This window comes from Kitasatospora sp. NPDC093550 (assembly GCF_044764985.1).
Classification (GTDB): Bacteria; Actinomycetota; Actinomycetes; order Streptomycetales; family Streptomycetaceae; genus Kitasatospora.
Genome location: NZ_JBIWJF010000015.1, coordinates 20,142 through 42,413, shown reverse-complemented (window position 1 = coordinate 42,413; position 22,272 = coordinate 20,142). Strand labels below are relative to the sequence as shown.

15 protein-coding genes and 3 tRNA genes are annotated in these 22,272 nt (G+C 74.3%); 2 read left to right on the top strand and 16 right to left on the bottom strand.

Annotated elements, in window-relative coordinates:
• Positions 1–5 precede the first annotated feature (5 nt).
• From ACIRD3_RS23900 to ACIRD3_RS23875, 6 genes are all read right to left on the bottom strand, one after another.
• Positions 6–989: a C40 family peptidase gene (locus tag ACIRD3_RS23900; protein ID WP_402220080.1), complete on the bottom strand. Its 984-nt coding sequence runs from the start codon at positions 987–989 to the stop codon at positions 6–8.
• Positions 986–2,266, bottom strand: coding sequence for an SPFH domain-containing protein (locus ACIRD3_RS23895; protein WP_402220078.1), 1,281 nt, complete (start codon positions 2,264–2,266; stop codon positions 986–988). Before ACIRD3_RS23895 ends, ACIRD3_RS23900 begins: the two co-directional genes overlap by 4 nt.
• Before the next feature lie 193 nt (positions 2,267–2,459).
• Complete coding sequence (locus tag ACIRD3_RS23890; RefSeq protein ID WP_402220076.1) at positions 2,460–5,594, bottom strand: Ig-like domain-containing protein; 3,135 nt, start codon at positions 5,592–5,594, stop codon at positions 2,460–2,462.
• A 288-nt stretch (positions 5,595–5,882) separates the two neighbouring features.
• Positions 5,883–5,958, bottom strand: a tRNA-Arg gene (locus ACIRD3_RS23885).
• Positions 5,959–5,990: 32 nt separating this feature from the next.
• Positions 5,991–6,066, bottom strand: a tRNA-Arg gene (locus ACIRD3_RS23880).
• Positions 6,067–6,274: 208 nt separating this feature from the next.
• A tRNA-Ser gene (locus tag ACIRD3_RS23875) sits at positions 6,275–6,368 on the bottom strand.
• Between the two features lie 178 nt (positions 6,369–6,546).
• On the opposite strand from ACIRD3_RS23875, the gene ACIRD3_RS23870 reads away from it, so the two are divergent.
• Entirely contained in the window at positions 6,547–10,005 is a 3,459-nt protein-coding gene (locus ACIRD3_RS23870) for a PAS domain-containing protein (protein WP_402220075.1), read from the top strand.
• Between the two features lie 99 nt (positions 10,006–10,104).
• Here the strand turns inward: ACIRD3_RS23870 and ACIRD3_RS23865 are convergent, their stop codons facing one another.
• The 6 genes from ACIRD3_RS23865 to ACIRD3_RS23840 form a co-directional block, all read right to left on the bottom strand.
• Complete coding sequence (locus ACIRD3_RS23865) at positions 10,105–11,766, bottom strand: long-chain fatty acid--CoA ligase (RefSeq protein WP_402220073.1); 1,662 nt, start codon at positions 11,764–11,766, stop codon at positions 10,105–10,107.
• Positions 11,767–11,896: 130 nt separating this feature from the next.
• Positions 11,897–12,367 (bottom strand): hypothetical protein, encoded by a 471-nt coding sequence (locus ACIRD3_RS23860; protein WP_402220072.1) that lies wholly within the window; start codon positions 12,365–12,367, stop codon positions 11,897–11,899.
• Positions 12,368–12,468: 101 nt separating this feature from the next.
• The gene (locus ACIRD3_RS23855; RefSeq protein WP_402220070.1) at positions 12,469–13,650 is read right to left on the bottom strand and encodes a hypothetical protein; all 1,182 of its coding nucleotides are present in this window, start codon (positions 13,648–13,650) and stop codon (positions 12,469–12,471) included.
• Between the two features lie 2 nt (positions 13,651–13,652).
• Complete coding sequence (locus tag ACIRD3_RS23850; RefSeq protein WP_402220068.1) at positions 13,653–14,045, bottom strand: hypothetical protein; 393 nt, start codon at positions 14,043–14,045, stop codon at positions 13,653–13,655.
• Positions 14,046–14,153: 108 nt separating this feature from the next.
• On the bottom strand, positions 14,154–15,419 hold the full coding sequence (locus tag ACIRD3_RS23845) for a hypothetical protein (RefSeq protein ID WP_402220067.1): 1,266 nt from the start codon (positions 15,417–15,419) through the stop codon (positions 14,154–14,156).
• A gap of 45 nt (positions 15,420–15,464) precedes the next feature.
• Positions 15,465–16,337 (bottom strand): DUF1906 domain-containing protein, encoded by an 873-nt coding sequence (locus ACIRD3_RS23840; protein ID WP_402220065.1) that lies wholly within the window; start codon positions 16,335–16,337, stop codon positions 15,465–15,467.
• Between the two features lie 152 nt (positions 16,338–16,489).
• On the opposite strand from ACIRD3_RS23840, the gene ACIRD3_RS23835 reads away from it, so the two are divergent.
• Positions 16,490–17,557 (top strand): EamA family transporter, encoded by a 1,068-nt coding sequence (locus tag ACIRD3_RS23835; protein WP_402220062.1) that lies wholly within the window; start codon positions 16,490–16,492, stop codon positions 17,555–17,557.
• Positions 17,558–17,604: 47 nt separating this feature from the next.
• Here the strand turns inward: ACIRD3_RS23835 and ACIRD3_RS23830 are convergent, their stop codons facing one another.
• The 4 genes from ACIRD3_RS23830 to ACIRD3_RS23815 form a co-directional block, all read right to left on the bottom strand.
• Complete coding sequence (locus ACIRD3_RS23830; RefSeq protein ID WP_402220059.1) at positions 17,605–18,393, bottom strand: pyridoxal 5'-phosphate synthase; 789 nt, start codon at positions 18,391–18,393, stop codon at positions 17,605–17,607.
• Between the two features lie 499 nt (positions 18,394–18,892).
• On the bottom strand, positions 18,893–19,222 hold the full coding sequence (locus ACIRD3_RS23825; RefSeq protein WP_402220057.1) for a hypothetical protein: 330 nt from the start codon (positions 19,220–19,222) through the stop codon (positions 18,893–18,895).
• Between the two features lie 455 nt (positions 19,223–19,677).
• Complete coding sequence (locus ACIRD3_RS23820; RefSeq protein ID WP_402220055.1) at positions 19,678–21,042, bottom strand: FAD-binding oxidoreductase; 1,365 nt, start codon at positions 21,040–21,042, stop codon at positions 19,678–19,680.
• 344 nt (positions 21,043–21,386) lie between these two features.
• Positions 21,387–22,214, bottom strand: coding sequence for a MerR family transcriptional regulator (locus ACIRD3_RS23815; protein WP_402220053.1), 828 nt, complete (start codon positions 22,212–22,214; stop codon positions 21,387–21,389).
• Between the last annotated feature and the right edge of the window lie 58 nt (positions 22,215–22,272).

Below are 22,272 nucleotides of genomic sequence, written 5' to 3'. Positions count from 1 at the left end.
CGGCGCTACGGCCGCCCGAAGTGGGTCGGGTAGTAGCCCGGATTGAGGGTCGAGACCCGGATGGTCTTGCCCGGCCGGGGCGCCTCCACGAACGTGCCGCCGCCCAGGTATATCCCCACGTGGTGGATCCCGGAGGCCCGGCCGCTGTCCGACCAGAACACCAGGTCACCGCGGCGCAGCTGCCCCGCGCTGATCGGCGTGGTCGCCGCGTACTGGTCGTCGGCCACCCGCGGCAGGTCTATCCCCGCGCGCTGGAAGGCCTGTTGCACCAGCCCCGAGCAGTCGTAGCCGTACGGGCCGTCGCCGCCCCAGACGTACGGCTTGCCCAGCTGGGCGAGCGCGTAGTCGACGGCCGCCTCCGTGCTCCCGGAGGCCGGCGCGGTGTCCGCGGACGGCCGGCTCACGGGCCGGTCCGGGGCCGCACCACCACCGGACCGGCCGGTGCGGTCCAGGTAGACGTCGTAGTGGCTGGTCCAGCGCCACTCACCGCTGCTGTTCTTGAACCAGTACTTCGACCCGTCCCACCCCTGGCGCATTCCGTCCGAGGAGGCCGAGCCGTGGGAGGCGGTCTGGGCGCCCGAGCCGGGGGACCCGCCGGAGCCGCCCGAGCGACCGGTGCGGCTCGCGTACACGTCGTAGTGGCTGGTCCAGCGCCACTCACCGGCGCCGTTCTTGAACCAGTACTTCGACCCGTCCCAGCCCTGCTTCCCCGCGGCGGCGTGCGCGGACCCGGCACCGGCCGTCAGGCCGACGACGCCGGCGCCCGCCAGCACGGTGGTGGCCAGACAGGTGCTGCGCACGGCCCGGTGTATTCGGCTGCCCCCGGCCGCCGGGGCGCCGGGGGCGGCACGCGGCCGGGGCGCGCAGTTCGGGCAGCCGCAGCCGTCGATCGCGGGGATGGTGCCGAGACGCTCCTCGAAGCCGATCAGGTCGAGGTCCTCGGCGAGGTCGATAGCGGGTTCGGCGTACGCGCCGGTGGCTATCCTCATGCGGGTCGTCCTTCCTTCCGCCCGGCGCGGACGGCCGGGGGCGGTACCGAGGCGGCCACTCCGGCCGGGGCGACGAAGGCGACCAGCAGCTGCTCCATCAGGGCGCTGCGGGCCGCCTCGTCCAGTTCGTGCGCCGTGGCGCGCTCCAGACGCCGGACGGCGAGCGCCGCCGCCTCCACCGCGTCGTCCACCAGCACCGTCCGCAGGCCCGCGTCCAGGTCGGCCAGTCGGCGGCGGCGCATCGACTCGGCGACCTCGGGCGCGTAGTCCAGCCCGAGCGGCTGCGCCGAGTACACCTCCAGGCCCGCCGGGGCGACCTCGGCGGCCAGCGCCCTGGTCAGCTCGTCGGCGAACCACTGCCCGTCGCGCAGCGCCGGGCCGGGCGCCGCGTTGCTGTCGCAGGGCAGGGTGGACGCGGTACGGGTGAGCACCGCCTGGACCTGCTCGCGCAGGTAGCCCTCGTGGTCCTCGATCGCCAGCAGCGCCCGCGCGGTGTCCTTGACCCGCCAGACGATCAGCAGCCGGACCACGATCGGCGTGCCGGTCCGGTCCACCGCCTTGACCGGCTCGCTGCGCCAGTGCCGCAGCCGCACGTCCACCCGGTGGCGGCGCAGCAGCGGGTTGACCCAGACCAGACCGGTCCGGCGGACGGTGCCCCGGTAGCGGCCCCAGCGGGTCAGCACCCGGGTCTCACCGCCCGCGTTGGCCAGCAGCCCGGCGAGGGCGCAGACCACCAGCAGGCCGGCCGCGCCGATCCCGGCGAGCGGGGCCGCGTCCACCTCCGCCCGTCCGCTCGCCCGCGCGGCGGGGCCGCGCAGGTCGGGCAGCACGTCCCAGTGCGGGATCACGCCGGTGCGCAGCAGCACGAACAGCACCCCGGCCAGACCGAGCAGCACCACCAGCAGGGCGGTCCAGCCGGGCAGCGTGGTGGCGCCGTGCTCGCGCAGCGCCTGGTCGGCGCGCGGCGGGCGCCGGGAGGTGCCGGCGGTTGCTCCGACCGGGGTGGGGTCGAGGATCCCGACGGTTTCCGGGCCGCCGGTCTCCAGCGGGTCGCGCAGGTCCGCGGGAGCGGCGGACGACGGTCCGGGGACGACGGCCATCGGAGTGGTCGGCGGCCCGCTGTCGGCCGGGCCGACCGGCTTGGCCGCCTTGGCCGCCGTGATCGCGGTGGCTCTGACCAGCGGGCTGGAGCCGGAGGCGAAACGTTCCGGCAGCGTCGGCGGGAGCGCCTCGGGCAGATGGTCGGGTCGCTGCGAAGAGTCGCGGGTGACGTCCATGCACGGATCCTCTGGGTCGGTGTGTCGCGCAACGGGCGGCCCGGATCTGACGGGCAGTGCCAGGGTCAGGCTAAGTTCATACGTCATCAAATGCGACATTTGATCCCAGGTGTGTCGACATTTCCTGACGTATCGTCCAAAGCCGACCTGACGCGCAGGCACATGAACTGACGGTCGGGACGATCGGCGCTGGTCAGCGCCTTCGAGCACCGGGACCGCGGGCGAACACCCGACGGGTGATCAGCCCGATCCCGGTGAGCATCAACAGGATCCCGGCGAGCCCACCGCGCCAACCGGAGTCCTCGGACCGCCCCGCCACACCCTGCGTGCCCTCCGCCGAGGGCGGCACCGGAAGCGGCCGGGCGGTGCCCTTGACGGGCTCGGCTTCGACGGCTTCGACGGATCCGACCGGTTCGGCCGACGAGGGTCCACCGGTCGGCGCGGCGACGGCCGCCCTGGACGGGCTGACGGCGGAGGTCGGGCCCGGGCTCGGGGTCGGGCTCGGGGTTGAGGTCGGGGTTGAGGTCGCGGTTGAGGTCGGGGAAGCACTCGCGGGGGTCGACGGGAGCGCGGACCCCGACGGGACGGGGCCGGGCTCCGCGGAGCCCGACGCAACCACCACCGGCCCGGGCGCCACCGGCGGCACGACGATCGGCAGCACCGCCGGCGGCACCGGCGCCGACACCTCGGGTACCGCCACCACCGACGGGCTCGGACCGGGACTCGACGCACTCGCGGTCGGCGTCGCGGAGCCCGCCGAAGCCGCCGCCGGGCTCGGCGCCACCGGACTCGGCACTGCGGTCGGAGCGACCACGGGCGGCACGACGATCGGCAGCACCGCCGGCGGAGTCGCCACCGGTACCTCGGGTACGGCCACGACGGACGGGCTCGGGCTCGGGCTCGGCACCGCCGAAGCGGAAGCCGAAGCCGCCACCGACGCCGCCACCGACGCCGACGCCGACGCCGACGGGCTGGGCGTCGCCGGGCTCGACACCCCTGGGCTCGGAACCACCGGGCTCGACACCGCCGCGCTCGGAACGGCCGACACCGATGCCGACGGGCCCGGAACCGTCGGGCTCGACGCCACAGGGCTCGGCACCGCTGACGCCGAAGCCACCGGGCCGGGCGTCACCGAGCTGGGCGTCACCGAGCTGGGCGTCACCGGGCTGGGTGTCACCGGGCTCGGCACGGCCACCGCGGCGGCGACCCGGACCCGTACCGGGTCGGCCGAGGTCCCGTTCCCCGCCAGGTCCGTGGCCGTGACGGTCAGCCACTGATCCCCGGCCGTCAGGTCCCGGTTCGCGGTGCAGGTCCAGCTGCCGTCGAGGGCCGCCGGCGCCCCGCACAGCACCGTCCGCTGGTCGGAGATCGCGCTCGACCCCGCCGTGACCAGCACGTTCGTGCCCGGCTCCGCCCGTCCGGCGAGCTTCGGGCGGCTGACCCGCAGGGTCTCCCCCGAGGCCGGCGAGCCGAGCACCGGCCGGTCCGGCGGGACGGTGTCGACCACCAGCGCGGCCTGCTGCCCGGCCGTCCGGTTCCCCGCCGCGTCGACGGCGACCGGGGTGAGCTGGTGCGTCCCCTCCGTCAGGTTCTCGACCGGCAGGCAGGACCACTGGCCGTCCGTCCGCACCGCGGTGCTGCACAGCTCGCCGCCCGTGGAGCGCTCGGTGACCGAGACGGTGCTGCCCGCGTCGCCGGTGCCGGTGAGCTGCAGCCCGGGGTCGTTGGTGTAGGCGGGGAGGGTGAGGGCGGGGGCGGTCGGCGGCGCGGTCTTCACGGTGACCTTGACCGCCTCGCCGCGCAGCACCACCCCGCCGCTGGTGGTCTCCACCGGGGTGAGGCCGTGCGGGCCGGCGGCGAGGGCCGCGGCCGGGCGGCAGGACCAGTCGCCGTCGCGCCCGACCTTGGCCTTGCAGAGCGCGGTGTCGCCCTCCCGGACCTCGATCGTGGCGCCGGCCACCGCGCCCTCGCCGCTGATCTCCGGACGGGCTTCGGAGAGGACGGTGCCGTCGACCGGCTCGGCGATCTCCGGCCGGGCGGCCCCGACGGTCAGTTTGATCCGCTGGTCGGTGACCTGGCCGGAGTCCGCGAAGCCGCCGGAGGAGACCAGCTGACTGGTGTCGCGGCCGAGCCGAAGCCGGGCCCAGGTCTCGCCCGAGGCGGCGCCGGAGGGGACGGTCCACTCCAGGGTCGCGGTGTCGGCACCGGGCCGGACCTCGGTCTGCACCCGCTGGGCGGCCTCGAAGCGGCCGGCGTGCCCGAAGTCGATCCAGCCGGCCAGGGTGGCGGGCTGGTCGCCCACCCGGACCGGGACGGTCACCCGGTAGTAGCGGCCGATCGCGGCCTCGGTGGGGAAGCTGATCGACGGGTCGGCGCCCAGGTACTCGCCGCGGCCGGGCTGGAGCTTGGGCGGCGGCGGACTGCCGAAGGGTCTGGCAAAGGGGCTGGTCAGCGAGGCGCCGTGGTCCAGCCGGACCAGCGGCTCGTCGTCCGCGGCGGCGACGGACGGGGCGCCGTCACGTCGGCCGGGGCCCGCCGCGTCGGCGCCGAGGAAGAGGTCGGAGAGCACGTGCGAGGCGTTGCCGTAGGCCTGCGGCGCGGTGCCCAGGTCCTCGTCGACGCTGACGGTGTACGCCTGGCGCAGGACGGGCGGGGCGGTGGTGCTGCCGGCCCGGGCGGTGGAGCGCTGCTCGACCCGGAACACCGCGGTGCCGAACGTCCCCGCGAGTTCCAGGGAGCCCTCGGCGGCCGAGCCGGCCGAGCCGTCGGCGGTGCCGTCCTGGCCCGCGGGGGCGAGGGTGTTGGCGTCGACCTTCCAGCCGGGGAAGTCGGTGCGGTGGACCAGCACGGGGGCGGTGGGCGAGCCGCCGGTGAGGGTCAGCCGGGTGGCGGTCCCCGTGGTGCCGGACTTCCCGGTGGCGACCGTGGCGAGACCGCTGAGGTGCAGCCGGGGATTGCGGACGGGGCGCGAGAAGGTCAGCCGGAGCGTTCCCGCGGTGCGCCAGGAGCCGTCCGCCTGCGGGCGGTCCGGGGTGAGTTCGAAGGTCTGCGCCGGGTCTCCGGGGCGGATTCCGTCCGTGTAGAGGGCGGCGGACCGTCCTCCTCCGGCCCGGTCCGCCAATTCGCCGGTTCCGGCGGTGACCCGCACTCCGGGCGAGGCCTCGAAGTCGAGCTGCACGGAAAGGCCGGAGGGCAGCACCGCCCGGTGTTCCCCCGACCAGGTGTCGGGGGTCTGCTGGGCCACCGCGAGCGGGACGTTCCAGCCGGTCAGCAGCCCGGCCGTGAGAACGGCCAGGGCGGCAGCGGTGCGGGGGAACTGGCGGCTCATCCGGCTCTCCTTCGCGGTCGGCTGCCGGGTCGGGCGGGCAGTCTGGGCAGGCACAAGATCCGACAAAAAGGAAGCACGATCCCGAACCGGTCATACTGCGACACCTGCGGTTCTGCCCGCCTCCCACCCGTTTGGCGCCATCCGGGCGGCAGGGCGGGGATCTACCCGAAACGACCGCATGTCATCCGTTGGGCGGCAATCGGCACCAATCGGACGGAGCCGGCCCGAAGGCGGTGGAGGCATCCGGAAACGGGAGAAGCCCCCGGCCGGTGGCCGGGGGCTTCTCGATGGTGCGCTCAGCAGGATTCGAACCTGCAACCTCTTGATCCGTAGTCAAGTGCTCTATCCGTTGAGCTATGAGCGCAAGGAACGGGCGAACCCGATCTTGCGGAGTTTTGGTGCGCTCAGCAGGATTCGAACCTGCAACCTCTTGATCCGTAGTCAAGTGCTCTATCCGTTGAGCTATGAGCGCTCGCCCCGGTGAACGTTGCCCCCGGGGCGGTGCGGGGACAACATTACATGACCTGCGACGTGGGGCGAAATCGATTCCCCCGGGGCCCCTCCCGGCCCTGCTCCCGACCCCTGCCGGAGGCCCGCCCGCGCCCGCCCCGACCGGCCCCGACGTCCCCCGGGAACGCGAAGAGCCCCCGTCGACAAGATCGTCGACGGGGGCTCCCGACTGGCGGAGGCTGAGGGATTTGAACCCTCGATCAGGAATAACCCCGAAACCGCATTAGCAGTGCGGCGCCATAGACCGGACTAGGCGAAGCCTCCCCACATGGACCACGCCCGCGCGAAGCGGACCCGTTCCGTGTGTCAGTGATGATGCCACAACCGTGGGGCTCGGCACCAACCACCGCCAACGTTACTAGGCGGGTCGTCCCCGCCGCAAAGAAGAATGAGATACTGCCGTCTCCGGAGGAGCTGCCCCGAGCCGAGGAGACCTGTCGACGTGAGCAGCAGGCCGATCCGAGGCGCTGCTCGCCTCGCCGCCATACTCGACGCCCTGCCCGACGCGTTGTTGCTGGTGAACAGCAACGGCACGGTCGTGGACGCCAACAGCGCCGCGGTCCAAGCGCTGCAGGCGCCGGGCACCTCGCTGGTCGGCATGGGCGTGCTGGGCCTGCTCCCCGAGTTCGACCCCAGCCGGATCCCCGGCTCGATGCGCCCGGCCACCCGCGACGGCGACGCCCTCGACCGCCCGGTCCGGATGACCGCCCACCGCACCGACGGCACCACCTTCCCGGTCGAGGTCTCCGGCAACGACTTCGCCGACGACAACGACAACGGCCGCGGCTACGCGCTCTCCCCGCTCGTCCCGTACGACCCGTACCGCGAGGGCTCCCGCTCGCCGTCCTCCTCGGACCTGCTCCTGCTGCTGGTCCGCGACCTCTCCGGCCGGCTCGGGGTCGAGGCCGAACTGCGACGCCAGCACAAGCAGACCGAGATGATCCTGCGCGCCGCCGCCGAGGGCGTGCTCGGGGTGGACCTCGAAGGCCGCTGCGTGCTGGTCAACCCGGCCGCCGCGCACATCCTGGAGTACCGGGCGAGCGAGCTCGGCGGGCGCGAGCTGCACCCGCTGATCCAGCACTCCCGGGCCGACGGCACCCCGCTGGCGCTGGAGGAGTCCGCGCTCCTGGACACCCTGACCTCCGGGCGCAAGCACCGGGTGCGCGGCACCGTGCTGTGGCGCAAGGACGGCCGGCCGGTCACCGTCGACCTCACCACCGCCCCGGTCCGGGACGGCGACCAGCTGGTCGGCGCGGTGATGACCTTCACCGACCGCAGCCGCGAACTCGCCCTGATCGCCCGCAACGAGCACCTCACCGCCGTCCTGGAGAGCGAGCTGGGCGGCGCGCTGACCGCGCTGAACCAGCGGCTGGACGCGCTCGCCGCCGACCCGGCCGGACAGCTCTGGCCCGAGGCCAACTGGACGCTGCGCCGGCTCGCCGCCGAGTGCCGCCGCTTCGGGAAGCTGATCGACGGGGTCCTCGACCACCAGCGCAGCGAGGCCGGCGAGAGCGGCCCGTCGGAGGCCAAGGACGGCAAGGACGGCAAGGAGGCCCAGGACGGCAAGGGCCGCCGGAAGGCCGCGGCGCAGGTGCCGGTCGCCCTGGACACGGTGGTCCGCCGGGCCGTCGAGGAGGCCGGCGAGCTGGTCGGCCCCGGCCGGGTGCGCTTCTCCGTGCACGCCGCCGCGGTCGAGGTGATCGCCGACGAGCGACGGCTCGCGCAGGCACTGGCCCACCTGGTCGCCGACGTCAGCGGCGTCGGCTTCGCCCTGGATGCCCCCGCCTCCCCCTCCCCCGGTCTGGCGGTGCCCGGTCTCCACAACGGCGCGGCGCCCGTGCCGCCGCCCGCCCCCGAGCCGCCGACCGTCGTGCTGGCCGCCGCCCAGCGCGGCGAGGTCGCCCGGATCGAGATCCGCGGCCCCGGCATCGGCGGCAGCCCCGTCCACCTGCCGATAGCCCGCGCGGTGGTCGAGCGCCACGGCGGGGTGCTCCAGCCGCACGAGCTGCCCGGCAAGGCCGGCACCACGTACGTCGTCGAACTGCCGCTGGACCCGGCCGCCGCGAAGGCCGCCGCCGAACGCGCCGCCGCCGAGGGCCGCTCCGACCGGCCCAAGGAGAGCGACAGCGCCGTCCTGCCCGAGCTGCCGGGCATCCCGCAGCTGCCGAGCACCACCGGGAACACCGAGCCGGCCGCCGACGAGCGGCCCGACCGCACGGCCCCGGAGGCCGAGCAGGCGCCCGCCGAGGAGGCCGGGGCCCCCGAGCGGCGCGGCCGCCGCGGCCGCCCCGCCGCCGAGACCCCGCCGCCCGCCGCCTCCGACGGCCCCGCCGACCAGTGGCCCAACGCCCCCGCCCGGGTCGAGCGGGCCGTCCCCGAGCAGTGGAACGGCACCGGCAACGACCCGGCGTACGGCCGCCAGGGCCTGCCCGGCCCGGACGGTGCGCCGAACGACCCCTGGGGCAAGGACGACGGCCGCTCCGGCCCCGCCTACGCCGTGCCCGTCGAGGGCGAGCGGAACCAGCAGCAGCGGCCCGGTGGACGCGAGCCGCTCGCGCTCGGCCCGGCCCCCGCCCCGGCCGCCGACGGCACCCCGCCGGGCGGCACCCCCACCGACGGGCCCGCCCCGGAGGAGGCCTCGGCCGAACCCAAGCCCCGCCGACGCCGCGCCCTGCCCTCCGCCGAGGACTCCTCCGGCGGCTTCGCCCTGCCCGGGACGGCCGACACCCCGGTGTACCCCGGCCTGGAGCACGCCCTGCCGGCCGGCCCCGCACCCGCGCTGCCCGAACCGGCCGCGGCCCCGACCGGACGCCGCCGCCGGCTGGCCGTCCCGCCGGGACCGGGCTCCGACGTGCCGGTGGGCGCACCCGCTCCGTCCGCCCTGCCCGTACCGTCCGGCCAGGACGCGGGCGGCCCCGGCACCGCGCTGGAGCCCGCCCGGTCCGCGCTGGCCGCCGCCGAGGACCCGTCCGGCCCGCGCCCGGTCGGCACCGGCCTGGGCGAGCTCGCCCCGCCGCGGCCGCTCGGCGCCCCGCCGGTAACCGTGCTCCCCGCGCAGCAGTCCGGCCCCGCCGAGGCCCGGACCGCCCCGCGCCCGATGGCCGAACTCCCGGCCGCCGAACAGCGGCCCGCCGCCGAACAGGCGTCGGCCGCCGGCGGCGAGCTGGCCAACACCCGGCGGCTGCTGGTCTGGCCCGAGCCCGACCCGGCCACCCAGCAGGCCCTCCAGGCCCGTGGCTACCTGCCGGTGATCGTCAGCTCCCGCGAGGAGGTGGACGCCCAGGCCTCCGCCTTCCCGGCCGCCCTCTTCGTCGACCCGCTCACCGGACCGATCACCCGCACCGCGCTGCAGTCCCTGCGCACCGCGGCGCTCAACCGCCGCGTCCCGGTGCTGGTCACCGCCGGCCTCGGCCAGGCCACCCGGGACACCGCGTACGGCGCCGACCCGGCCGTGCTGCTGCGCGCCCTCGCACCGCGCGACGGCGAGCACCACGCGCCGCGCGTCCTGCTGGTCGAGAGCGACCCGGACATCGCCGCCGCCATGATCAGCAGCCTGGAACGGCGCGGCATGCACGTCGAGCACGCGGTGGACGAGAACGACGCCGTGGCCCGGGCCAGCAGCGTGCAGCCCAACCTGGTGGTGATGGACCTGCTGCAGATCCGCCGCCGCCGGGTCGGCCTGCTGGACTGGCTGCGCGCCAACGACCGGCTGCACCGCACCCCACTGGTGGTCTACACCTCCGTCGACCTCGACCCGCGCGAACTGCCCCGGCTGCGTACCGGCGAGACGGTGCTGTTCCTCGCCGAGCGCTCGACCACCGAGGACGTCCAGGGCCGGATCGTCGACCTGCTCGGGCGGATCGGCGCGATGGGCGAGGCGGGCGTCGCCGCAGCGGGCTGAGGCGCGGGCGTCGCCGCCGCGGGCCGAGCGCTCCGACACGTCGAAGGGCCGGCCGCCCCGTTCGGTACGGGCGCGGCCGGCCCTCTTCCGTGCCCGCCGCTACTCCTTGCCGAGCACCGTGACGTCCAGCTCCTGGGCCGCGTAGCTGGCCCGGATCACCTTCTTGTCGAACTTGCCCACCGAGGTCTTCGGCACCGACTCCACGATCGACCAGCGCTCCGGCAGCTGCCAGGAGGCGATCCGTCCGGCCAGGAAGGTCCGCAGCTCCCGCAGCCCGACCGTCGCGCCCGGTCGCAGCACCACGGTGGCCAGCGGGCGCTCGCCCCACTTCTCGTCCGGGACGGCGACCACGGCGGCCTCGGCCACCTCGGGGTGCGCCATCAGCTGGTTCTCCAGGTCGACCGAGGAGATCCACTCGCCGCCGGACTTGATGACGTCCTTGGCCCGGTCGGTGAGGGTCAGGTAGCCGTCGGCGGTGATGGTGCCGACGTCCCCGGTGCGCAGCCAGCCGTCCTCGGAGAACTTGTCCTCCGGGCGGACCGGGTCCTGCCCGGCGCCGCCGTAGTAGGCCCCGGCGATCCACGGGCCGCGCACCTCCAGCTCGCCCGCCGAGACGCCGTCGTGCGGCATCCGTTCGCCGCCCGGGCCGATCAGCCGGGCCTCGACGGAGGCCGGGAAGATGCCCTGGGTGATCCGGTACGGCCACTCCTCCTCGGGGGTGAGGCCGCCCGGGGGCTGGGCGAAGGAGCCGAGCGGAGAGGTCTCGGTCATGCCCCAGGCGTGGATGACCCGGATGCCGTGGCGCTCCTCGAAGCCCTGCATCAGCGACGGCGGGCAGGCGCTGCCGCCGATGACCACCATGCGCAGGCTGGAGGTGTCGTAGTCGCCCGCGTCGAGCTCGTCCAGCAGGCCGCTCCAGATGGTGGGGACGGCGGCGCTGACGGTGGGGCGGACGGCGGCGATCATCTCGGCCATCGGCTTGGGCTGGAGGAAGCGGTCCGGCATGAGCAGGTTGGCGCCGGACATGAAGGCGGCGTGCGGGATGCCCCAGGCGTTCACGTGGAACATCGGGACGACCGGCAGCGCGGTGTCGCGCGGGGTGAAGGCGAAGTTGTCGCCGGTGTTGACCTGCAGACAGTGCAGGTAGACCGAACGGTGGCTGTAGAGCACGCCCTTCGGGTCGCCGGTGGTGCCGGAGGTGTAGCAGAGCACGGCGGCCTGCCGCTCGTCGATGTCGCCGCGCCACGGGTACGCGGTGGGCCGGCCGGCGATCAGCTCCTCGTAGTCGTGCACGCCGCCCGCGAAGCCCGCCAGCAGCGAGCGGTCGCCGGGACCGCTCACCACGATGTGCTTGAGGGTGGGCGCGAGCTCCGGCAGGACGGCGGCGAGCAGCGGGAGCACCGAGCCGTTGACGATGATCACGCGGTCGGCGGCGTGGTTGACGATGAAGGACAGCTGCTGCGCGGGCAGCCGCAGATTGAGCGTGTGCAGCACGGACCCCATCGCGGGGACGGCCAGGTACGCCTCCAGGTGCTCGGCGTTGTTCCACATCAGGGTGGCGACCCGGTCGTCCCCGGCCACCCCGAGCTCGTCGCGCAGCGCCCACGCCAGCTGTGCGGCGCGGGCGCCCACCTCGGCGTAGCTGCGGACGACCGGCCCGGTGCCGTCCCAGGTGGTGACGGTCGAACGGCCGTGGATCGTGGACCCGTGCTCCAGGATCCGGGCGACGGTGAGCGGAACGTCCTGCATCGTGCTGAACACGGGTCCTCCTTGACCGGGCGGCACTGGCAGCCTGCGCCTGCGGCACCTACTGGGCGGTAATGGGCGCGGACCTGCCCGATTTTGCCGCCCCGCACCACCCCCTGTCAGCATCCCGGGCCCGTTGCACGGATCACGGCCCACCATCCCCCGCCCCGGCCGTACCGGCTTCCGCCCGCTGCCGCAGCTCCGCCGGCAACCGGGTGCGCACGTCCCCCGGGATCGCCCCGTACTGCTCCGGCGCGAGGGTCCGGCTCCGCCACACCCCGTCCGCCCCCGGCTCGACCACCCGCACCTCGTCCACGGCCCCGACCGCGGCGCGGCGCCGGTCGGTGAAGATCCAGACCTGTCGGCCGCCCTCCTGCCACCGGTACTCCGGCTGGTCCTTGCCGCTGTCGTAGAGCGTGTCGTCCCGCCACAGCACGTCCTTCAACTCGCCCTCACCGCGCACCGACGGCGTGTAGGCCCGCACCACCCCGCGCCACCCCCTGCCGCCCCCGGGCTCCGCGCTCTCCTCGACCAGCAGCGCGTACCGGTCGTACGGCGCGCGCACCCAGTAGTCCGGCCGGGCCTCGCTGTCCGTGTGCAGCCGATTGGTGTGCACCGCCCCCGGCCCCGTCGACGCACCACCGCACCCGCCCGCCGCCACCATCACCGCCAGCACCCCGATCGACCCGATCCCCAGCCGCGCCCTCCGCCACCGGATCATTTCTTCGGCTGCCCACTCACGGTCGTGAGCACGTTCCCGTCCGCGTCGAGCCGGATCACCGACTCACGGGGCCAGGTCAGGTGGAACTGGTACGACTCCGCCTGCCCCAGGGAAATGATGTCTCCGATGTCCGCCTTCGACTTGTCCGTTGAGTACTTGGGGTTCGGGTCCACGATGTCGTTCCAGGTGCACGCGGACTTGATGTGGACTTCATAGGTGCCGTCGGCCAGTTTGACCACTTGGCGGTTCCCCTTGATTCCGAAGCCGCCGACGGTGCTGTCCGTGCCGTGGAGGTACTGGTAACCCACCATCCCCTCACCGTTCTCGATCTCCATGCCGGTCGTGCGGTCGAACCCTCCCGTGCCGCCGTCCGGGTACTGCTTGACCGCCTCTTGGGCTATCTCCTCGAAGCGCTTGTCCAGCTTTCCGTTGAGCGTGGTGTTGGCGCTCATGTAGTCGCTCCAGGACTGGTCGTTGACGATGGTCCAGTCGCCACCCCCGGTCAGGTAGCGCTCCAGGATCGCCCGGCCCGCCCAGTCATTGTTGAAGTTGTCGTTGCTCCCGTCGCCGCCCTGGGCCCGGTCGGCGGCGCGGTCGTTCCCCTGCCTGCGCCCACCACGCTCGTCGCTGCCGCGGAGCCAGCCATTGGTGTTCGACGAGTTGTCGGGGGTGGCGAGGTTGAACGAGAGGGCGGCGGAGAGTTCCTGGTCCGCCTGGGCGGCCAGGGTCAGTGCCGCGACCACTCGGTCCCGAATGGCTGTCGCCTCGCGGCGCATGGCCGGCTCGTACTCCGTGTCGTGCCGGTCCGCGTAACTCGCCTTCGGCCACTCGACGGAAGCGTCGTCCCTGACGGTGAAGTCCGTCCTCCGGGCGCTGTCGAGCGCATCGTTGAGGCCCTTCTGGGCCACGGAGAGCGCCCGGTGCGCACGCCGCAGGGCCTGCGCGTTGGCACGGGTGACGCGGGCGCCGGCATGCAACGCCTCGCAGATCGTGCCGATCCGCTTCTTGGCGGTCTCGGCTGGGTCGCCCTTCCACACCGAGTCATCGAGGGCCGACTTGAGGTCGCGGTCAGCGTCATTGGCGATGCCCTCCAGCCTGGTCGCCGCAGCGTCCCACGACTCGGCAGCACTGAGCAGGGGCCCCAGGGAGATCCCACGAAGCTGTGGAACGGTGACCATGGTCAGTTTCCCCCGCCGAAGTTGCTCGCTGTCGCCTGCTCGTGAGTGACATAGGCGTTGACGGTCTGGCGGATGTTCTCAGCGGTCTGCCCGAGATCGTTCCTCAAGGCATCCAGGTTCTTCTCCCAGGCGTCGAGAGCAGATCCCACCACGGAGCCGGAGGGCCAGGTCTCAAGTTGTTTCTGTGCGGCCTTGGTCTTCTCCGCGAGCTCACCCGAGCCGACCTGGAGCCTGGCGAACAAGGCGTCCGCATGCTCCCCGACAGGACGGAGCTTCTCCGGATGTACCTCGACGTCGGGCACGGTCGGCACCGGCCCCGGGGACGGCGATGGCACCGGGCTCCCCGCTTTCGCCACCGGCCCCCCGCCGAACGCATCCCAGATCGTGTTCGCCATCGATCCCCCGTATCTTTCGCGTCCGAACTCCTGGCCAACGTATCCGCACGACCGGACGCTCACCATCGGATCGCCGAAATGAGGCACCGGGTTCCGATGGACCGCTGATCAGCGCTGTTCGCGGCGGCAGAGGCGGAGGGAGTTGGCGGGGTCGGGGGTGTAGGCGGGGTCGAGGGTCCAGCCGTGCTCGGCGGCGATGCGCAGGGCGTGGTGGGCGCCGGCGCCGCGGTAGGTGGCGCGGTGGAGCTGGATGCGGCGGTAGTAGGTGCCGTCGGGGGCGGCGAGCTTGGCGTAGCTGTCGGGGGTGCGGGCGAGTTCGCGCTTGGTGTCGCGCTGGAGGATGCGGCGGATGTGGCGGTCCCAGGCGGCGGGGCTGTCGGTGAACTCGGCCCGGAAGGCACGCGGGCCGACCGTCCAGCGGGCGCCCCAGCGCTCCCAGTAGTCGGGCTCGGGACGGTTCACCCAGAAGGTGGCCAGGCCGTACACCGGGACGTAGAGGATCTGGAACAGGAAGACGAACGGGAGCAGCAGCGCGGAACGGGTCGGCTGCGGGCCCCACGGGGTGCCGGGGGCGGCGGGCGGGTCGTGCGGGGCGGGGGCGGGAGGGCCGGCCGGGGCGGGGAAGCGGCGGACCAGCCCGACGTGGCCGGCGTCGGTGCCGACGGGCGAGCCGTGCCAGCCGTGCCGCTCGGCGATCCGGACCACGCCGGCCGCGCCGAGGCCCCGGTAGAGGCGCGCCGCGAGCCGGACCGCCACCTGTCGGCCGAGGTCGGCCTGCACCTCGCCGCCGCCGGCCGCGTGCGAGGCCTCGGCGGCGGCGATCCGGCGCTCCAGGATCGGGGTGACGTAGCGCTCCCAGTCCTCCGGGCGGCCGGTGAGCTCGGCCTTCAGACGGCGCGGGGGGATGAAGGTGCGGTTGACCTTCAGCCAGCCGTCCGAGCTGGGGCCACTGCCGTTGTAGTCCGCGAAGATCAGGACGACGAAGAGGAGCACCAGGGCGGCGATCCAGAGCGGGGCGTAGATCCACTGCAGCAGGAACTGGAGCAGGACGGCGACGCGGCTGCGGCGCGGCAGCGGGCCCGGGAACCCGCCGGGCTGCGGTTGGGGCTGGGCGTGCTGCTGGTGCGGCTGCGGCTGCGGCTGCGGCTGCTGGGCACCGAACTGCGGTGCGGGGTAAGGCTGTTGGGCGCCAGCCGGAGACTGCTGGGCGTACGGCTGCTGCGGCGGGACGGGTTGGGCGTACGGGTTGTGGCCGTACGGCGCCGGCGGCCCGTACGGGTTCTGCGGCGGTACCGCGCCCTGACCGCCCGCGGCGCCGGGTCCGTACCCGTACCCGTCCGCGCCGCCGTGTCCCTGTCCCTGGCCGTTCGCCATGCCGCCCCCTCCGCCGGACCGGGGGCCACCCTACCGGCGGGAGCCTCAGCCGGCGGTCGGACCGTCCACCTGGTTGCGGTCGATGGTGAGGGTGGCACCGCCGTAGGTCTCCGGGACGTTGCCGCGGTACTGGTGGACGCGCTGGTGGACGGTCCAGAGGTCGGCGGCGAGGGCACCGGAGCCGGCCGTGTCGGCGTGGTCGTCCCAGCGGGCGTACCAGAGGGAGTCGGGCATCGGGGTGCTGCCGACCCGGTGGGCGGCCGCCAGGTCGGCGATGCCGGAGTCGAGGCTGGAGTAGAAGCCGGAGCGGTAGCCGGCGGAGTGCAGGGCCTGGGTCCAGCCGAGGGTGAAGTCGACCACGGCCTGGCCGCAGGCCGGGTCGCGCATCGGGTAGGCCTCGATGTCCAGGTAGACCGGGCTGCCCGGGCCGAATCCGAGCGAGCGCAGCGCGCGGGTGGCCTCGGCCGCCTCGTCCCGGCCCTGCCGCACGGCGTTCGCCGGGTCGATCCGCTTGGGCTTGCGGGTCGGGTCGGCGCACGGCGCCTGCAGTCCGACGTGCACCGGCAGGAAGCGCCAGCCCATCGCGCGCGCCTGCCGCACCCATTCGGCGGTGAGCCGGGCCTGGCCGCAGGCGCGCTGGGAGCCGCTGGTGTAGACGCCGATCGCCCCGTACGGGGAGGCGGTGCGCCAGGTCCGCAGGGTGTCCAGCGGGGGCGCGGCGCAGACGTCGAAGGCGGGGCCGTTCCAGCTCTCCCGGAAGCGGGGCGGGACGCCCTTGTCCGGGAGGGCGCGGGCCCGGATGCGGGGGACGGCGGCGGCGGACGGAACGGTGGCTTCGGCGCGCACGCCCGTCCCGTCGGTGGCCAGCAGGAGCACGAGGGAGGCGGCGAGGAGGGCCGCAGGGCGGAGATAGCGCACCCGGCCTTGATACTGACGGACCATCGGACGAATGCGGCAACCACGCCGCGGCGCCCCCGCGAGTCCACCCTTTGGGACGCACCCGTCCGCATCCGTCCCGATATTTGTAACGAGCTTGCTGGTTCATCACTCCTTACGGCACACTCGCGAGCATGCCCACCTCCCATACCAGCGCACCCCCCACCGCCTCGTCGTCGGCCGCCGCCGTCGCCGAGGCCCTTGCCATGCCGCCCGCCCCCAAGGGCGAGCCCGCCGGCGAGCGGGGCAGCTGGCGACGAGGTGGGGCGTCCGGCCCCGCGGCGCCACCCGAAGGACAGGCCGGCCGGACCAGCGGCCGGCTCGGCACGATCCTGCGGCGCCCGGAGAGGATCCCGGCGCCGCTTCTCTGTCTGACCGCGATGTTCCTGGTGCAGACCGGGATCGCGCTGTCCAAGCCCCTCTTCGGCCCGCTCGGGGTCAGCGGCACGACCTTCCTGCGGCTCGGCTTCGCCGCCGTCATCCTGCTCGCCGTCACCCGGCCGGAGCTGCGCGACAAGCGTCCGCGCGACCTCGGCGCGGCCGCCCTGCTCGGCGTGGCCTCGGCCGGGATGACCTTCCTGTTCGCCGGGGCGATCGACCGACTGCCGATGGGCACCGCCGCGACCATCGAGTTCCTCGGCCCGCTCGCGGTCGCCCTGGTCTTCGCCCGGCGCGCCAGCCACCTGCTCTGGGCGCTGCTCGCGGCCGCCGGCGTGGCGCTGCTGACCCTGCTCGGCGAGGGGGACGGCGGCGGCTCGCTCGACCCGGTCGGGCTGCTCTACGCCTTCGGGGCGGCCGCCTGCTACGCGGCGTACATCCTGTTCACCGACAAGGTCGGCGCGACCTTCCAGGGGTTCCAGGGCCTGGCGGTGTCGATGACGGTCGGTGCGCTGGCGCTGGCGCCGTTCGGGCTGGGCGAGGCCTGGCACGGGCTGACCGCGTCCGGCTCCTCGCCGCTGCTGCTGCTCGCCGCGGTCGCCGGGGTGTCGCTGCTGCTCCCGGTGATCCCGTACGCGCTGGAGATGACCGCGCTGCGACGGATGCCGCAGCGGGTGTTCAGCGTGCTGGTCAGTCTGGAGCCGGCGGTCAGCGCGCTGGTCGGCCTGGTCGTGCTCGGCCAGCTGCTGGGGGCGTCGCAGCTGGCCGGGATCGGCTGCGTGGTGGCGGCCAGTGTGGGCGCCACGCTGACCGGCCGCCGGTAGGTCCGGCGGCTACCCGCCGGCCGCGGTCACCCGCGGCCGGCGGCGCCTCACGGCCAGAGCAGGGTGCGCGACCAGTCCGGGGAGCTGACCGGGCCGGTGCGGGTGTAGCGCAGCCGGACGTGCCGGCGCTGGGAGTCGCCCTGCCAGAACTCCACCTCGTGCGCCCACAGGGTGTAGACGGCGTGCCCGGGCGGGACCACGTCCGGGTGCGCCTCCAGCCGGCGGCGGGCGACCGCCACCGCCTCGTCGTACTCGGTCAGCGCGGCCAGCGGCTCGCTCTGCCGGCCGACCAGCGAGGAGGCCCGGGCGGCGGGCGAGCGGGTGGCGAACTCGGCGGCGGCGACCAGGTCGGCGGCCCGCTCGACGCTGCCGCGCACCCGCACCTGGCGGCCCAGCTGCGGCCAGTAGACGGTCAGCGCGGCGGCCGGGTGGTCGGCGAGCTGCCGGCCCTTGGGGCTGTCGGCGGCGGCGGAGAAGTTCCAGCCGGTGCCGGCCGCGTCGACGTCGCGCAGCACCAGCACCCGGGCGTCCGGCATGCCGTCCGCGTCGACGGTGGAGAGGGTGAACGCCTGCGGGTCCAGCACCCCGGCGTCCAGCGCGGTGGCGAGCCAGTCCACGAGCAGCGGACCGGGCTCGGCGGGGGCGGCGTCGTGGTCGAAGGACGGCAGCGGGCGGGCCATCGGCGGCCGGCCGAGCAACAGCTCGGGGACGGACCTCGGCTCGGACCGGCGCTCACCGGGCGGCTCGGCCGCCGGCTCCCGGCGTGCCTCCGCTTCCGGCCCCGGTACGGACCCGGACTCGCCCGGGCCGGTCAGGCCCTCCTCCTCCGCCGCCATCGCGCGCCCTTTCTTCCGATTGCCGCGGTCGCCACCCCGGTCGGGCCGTCCCTCGCGGGCCCTGGCACGCGGTGTGCTGTCGGAGCGCAACCGTACCGCCGTGGGCCGACGCCGCAGGGCGCGGGCCCTCGCTGGAGGGCTCGCGGCCGGTCCGGCGGCGGGACGGAGCCGGGACGGAGCCGGACGCACTCGTGGGCGGTGCCGATGGCGGCACCGCCCACGAGGCCGGTTTCGCGGTGACCCTTTCCGCTGGCCGGTCATGCGCTGTTCCCTCGGTGATGCGCGGTCCCCTCTGGTTTCTCGGGGTTGTTGCGGGTGTTGCGGTTGTTGCGGTTGTTGCGGTTGTTTCGGGTGTAGCGGCTGTCGCGGCTGTCGTGCTTCCGAGTCGGAGTCCGAGTCCGGGCGCGGGTGCTCAGCTCACCCGCGGCCACCCACCTCCGGCGCCCCCGCCGTCAGTGGTACTCGGTGGTACCCGGTCGCACGCGGTGCGGCCGGACGGTCAGGGGAAGACGGGGGCGAAGACCACGTTGATGTTCTTGTTGCCCTGGCCGGCCAGGACGGCGCCCGCGTTGTCCTTCACCGCGAGGGTGTTGCTCTGGTTCGAGGCACCGGAGCCGGTGGCCGTCTGCTGGGTGGAGACGTAGTTGCCGTCGACCCCGCCGAACACGTTGCCGGTGCCGGCGTTGGACACCACGCCGGCGTTGGAACCGGCCGCGGCACCCGCGCCGTTGTCGGCGGCGGCGGCCCCGGCCCCCGCCAGCAGCAGACCGGCCGCGAGCGGGCCGGCGAGCAGGAGACCGGCTAGAGGACGTGTGTGGATACGAGCCATGAGAACCTCCGGAAATCTGTTCATCGTGCAATGTCGACCATGGTGTGCGGGGTTCGTCGGCCAGACGAACACCTGCGGGCTGCGACGCCGGGGGAAAGACTTCCGCAACAAATCGACAAAGCACTAGTCGACCCCGCCATTTTCGCCCGTTAGTGTGATATCCACCCGGGCCTCGCATAACGGGTGCAAACCCGGAGAGCGCGCCGACGCGCTACCGATGAGCTGGGACTTCGCCCGGACGGTCGCCGGTTCGCGGACCGCCGTAAGCGGCGCATCGACGCCTCGCGAACGACCGGGCGCACCACCCTGGCGCGAGCTGACGGCGAATGCGCCCCCGAAAAAGTTCGACCACCCTTCCATGTCGACTTTTCCAGCCATTCGCAGACCATCGGAAAGTCACACCCGAGCGGCGGACAAACGACTCTCACTCCATTACTGATCCGCTCTAGCGACAATCAGACCATCTTGCCGGGATTCAGGATTCCCAGCGGATCGAAGACCGCCTTCACCTGCCGGTGCAGGTCCAGCCCGACCGGGCCCAACTCGCGGGCCAGCCAGTCGCGCTTGAGCAGCCCCACCCCGTGCTCCCCGGTGATCGTGCCGCCCAGCTCCAGCCCGAGCGCCATGATCTCGTCGAAGGAGCGCTGGGCACGCGCGGTCTGCTCCTCGTCCTCGGCATCGAAGATCACGATCGGGTGGGTGTTGCCGTCCCCGGCATGACTGACCACCCCGATGGTCAGCCCGTGCCGCTCGGCGATCACCGCGACGCCGTTCAGCATCTCGGCCAGCCGGGAACGCGGCACCGCCACGTCGTCGATCATCGTGGTCCCCAGCCGGTCCAGCGCCGGCAGCGCCAGCCGCCGCGCCGCCAGCAGCAGATCGGACTCCGCCTGGTCCTCGGCCGGCACCACCTCGGTCGCCCCGGCCTCCCGGCACAGCCGCGCGACCCGCGCCAGCGCGTCCACCCGGTCCGGACCGTCGAAGGCCACCAGCAGCAGCGCCCGGGTCGACTCCGGCAGCCCCATCTGCCCCAGCTCGTTGACGGCCCGCACGGAGACCGCGTCCATCAGCTCCATCAACGACGGGGTCAGACCGCGCGCCATCACCTCGCAGACCGCCGCACCCGCCGCGTCCGCGCTCGGGAACTCCGCCGCCAGCGCCAGCTGCGGAGCCGGCGCGGGCCGCAGCGCCAGTACGGCCCGCACCACCACGCCGAGCGTCCCCTCCGAGCCGACGAACAGCCGGGTCAGGTCGTACCCGGCCACGCCCTTCGCCGTCCGGCGGCCGGTGGACAGCAGCCGCCCGTCCGCCAGCACGACGTCCAGACCGAGTACGTACTCACTGGTGACGCCGTACTTCACGCAGCAGAGCCCGCCCGCGCCGGTGCCGATGTTGCCGCCGATCGTGCAGGACTCCCAGCTGGACGGGTCCGGCGGATAGGCCAGGCCCAACTTGTCGGCCGCACGGGACAGTTCGGCGTTCACCACGCCGGGCTCGACCACCGCGATCCGGTTCACCGGGTCGATCTCCAGGATCCGGTTCAGCTTCACCAGCGACAGCACGATGCAGCCGTCCACCGCGTTCGCCGCACCCGAGAGCCCGGTCCGGGCGCCCTGCGGCACCACCGGCACCCGCAGCTCGGTGGCGGTGCGCATCACGTGCTGCACCTGCTCGACCGTCTCCGGGAAGACCACCACGGCAGGCACCCCGGCCGCGCAGAAACCCGCCATGTCATGGCGGTACGCGGCGGTCACATCGGGATCCACCACCACGGCCCCGGCCGGGAGACCCTGCGCCAGCCGGTCCGTCAGATCACCCATCGCCGCCTCCGCTCACCGCCCGACCAGCTCCACCTCCGCACTCTGCCCGCGTGCCGGTAGTGGGGCAAGTGGGCCTCCGGGGAACACGGGGAGACCGCGGGACGGGAGGGGCCGCCGGGGGCGGACGGGGAGCAACGGGCAGGGGAACGGGGCCGCGTGCCGGTAGTGGGGCAAGTGGGCCTCCGGGGAACACGGGGAGACCGCGGGACGGGAGGGACCGCCGGGGGCGGACGGGGAGCCCGCGGGACGCGAGGGGCCTCCGGGGACGGACGGGGAGACCACAGGACAGGAGGGGCCGTAGACCCCCCAGGGGCCCTCGACCGGGTCGAGGGCCCCGGCGCGGTCTACCGGCGGGCCACCGGCTCCTGGAGTTCGGTGACCCACCCGGCTTCGTCGTCCGGGCACTCCAGGTACAGCTCCCGGGCGTAGCCGGCCGAGCGGTAGCCGTTCTCCTCGATGAAGCGGGCCAGTTCCTGGACGGTGCCCAGCACCCCGGACATCGAGCCCCGGTGCACGATCGTCGCCGCCTCCTCGATCGGCGGCAGGTCGATCACCTCGAAGTCGTGCGCGCCCGCACGCACCGACGGCCCGACCGGGACGGCGACCAGGATCAGCACCGAGCCGTCGCCGTCCGGCCCGTCCTGGTACCGGGCGACGGACGGGCCCGCCGCCTCGACCCCGGCCTCGGCCAGCCGCCGGCACAGCTCGCCGAACAGCGGGCCGATCACCGGCGTGATGTCCTCCGGCTCGTAACTCGCGGCCACACCGGTCAGTTGGGCCGCCCGGACGGACGGCACCCGCTTCACCACAACGTCGTGCGCGGACATGGTCCCCTCGCTCTCGATCGTTCGGAGCCTCGCCTCCACCCGGGCCAGCCGCAGCTCGTCCGCCGCGATCGCCTCGGCGAGTTGGGCCCGCCGCAGCCGCAGCATCCCGCGCAGTTCGGCCGGGTCCACCTCGTCGTCCAGGACGGCCCGCACCTGCTGCAGCGTGAAGCCGAGCTCCTTGAGCGCGATGACCCGGTTGAGCCGGGCGAGTTGGGCCGCCTCGTAGAAGCGGTAGCCGCTGACCGGGTCCACCCGGGCGGGCCGCAGCAGGCCGATCGCGTCGTAGTGGCGCAGCATCCGCACCGACACCCGGCCGTGGCTGGCGAAGTCTCCGATGTTCAACATGATGGCTCCACTCCACGGCCTCCCACGGTGTCAGGGTCAACCCCGGCCGTCGGACGTC

Coding starts and splice junctions, on each gene's coding strand:
- ACIRD3_RS23900 (WP_402220080.1), bottom strand. CDS start 989: ATGAGGATAGCCACCGGCGCGTACGCCGAACCCGCTATCGACCTCGCC.
- ACIRD3_RS23895 (WP_402220078.1), bottom strand. CDS start 2,266: ATGGACGTCACCCGCGACTCTTCGCAGCGACCCGACCATCTGCCCGAG.
- ACIRD3_RS23890 (WP_402220076.1), bottom strand. CDS start 5,594: ATGAGCCGCCAGTTCCCCCGCACCGCTGCCGCCCTGGCCGTTCTCACG.
- ACIRD3_RS23855 (WP_402220070.1), bottom strand. CDS start 13,650: ATGGTCACCGTTCCACAGCTTCGTGGGATCTCCCTGGGGCCCCTGCTC.
- ACIRD3_RS23850 (WP_402220068.1), bottom strand. CDS start 14,045: ATGGCGAACACGATCTGGGATGCGTTCGGCGGGGGGCCGGTGGCGAAA.
- ACIRD3_RS23845 (WP_402220067.1), bottom strand. CDS start 15,419: ATGGCGAACGGCCAGGGACAGGGACACGGCGGCGCGGACGGGTACGGG.
- ACIRD3_RS23835 (WP_402220062.1), top strand. CDS start 16,490: ATGCCCACCTCCCATACCAGCGCACCCCCCACCGCCTCGTCGTCGGCC.
- ACIRD3_RS23830 (WP_402220059.1), bottom strand. CDS start 18,393: ATGGCGGCGGAGGAGGAGGGCCTGACCGGCCCGGGCGAGTCCGGGTCC.
- ACIRD3_RS23825 (WP_402220057.1), bottom strand. CDS start 19,222: ATGGCTCGTATCCACACACGTCCTCTAGCCGGTCTCCTGCTCGCCGGC.
- ACIRD3_RS23820 (WP_402220055.1), bottom strand. CDS start 21,042: ATGGGTGATCTGACGGACCGGCTGGCGCAGGGTCTCCCGGCCGGGGCC.
- ACIRD3_RS23815 (WP_402220053.1), bottom strand. CDS start 22,214: ATGTTGAACATCGGAGACTTCGCCAGCCACGGCCGGGTGTCGGTGCGG.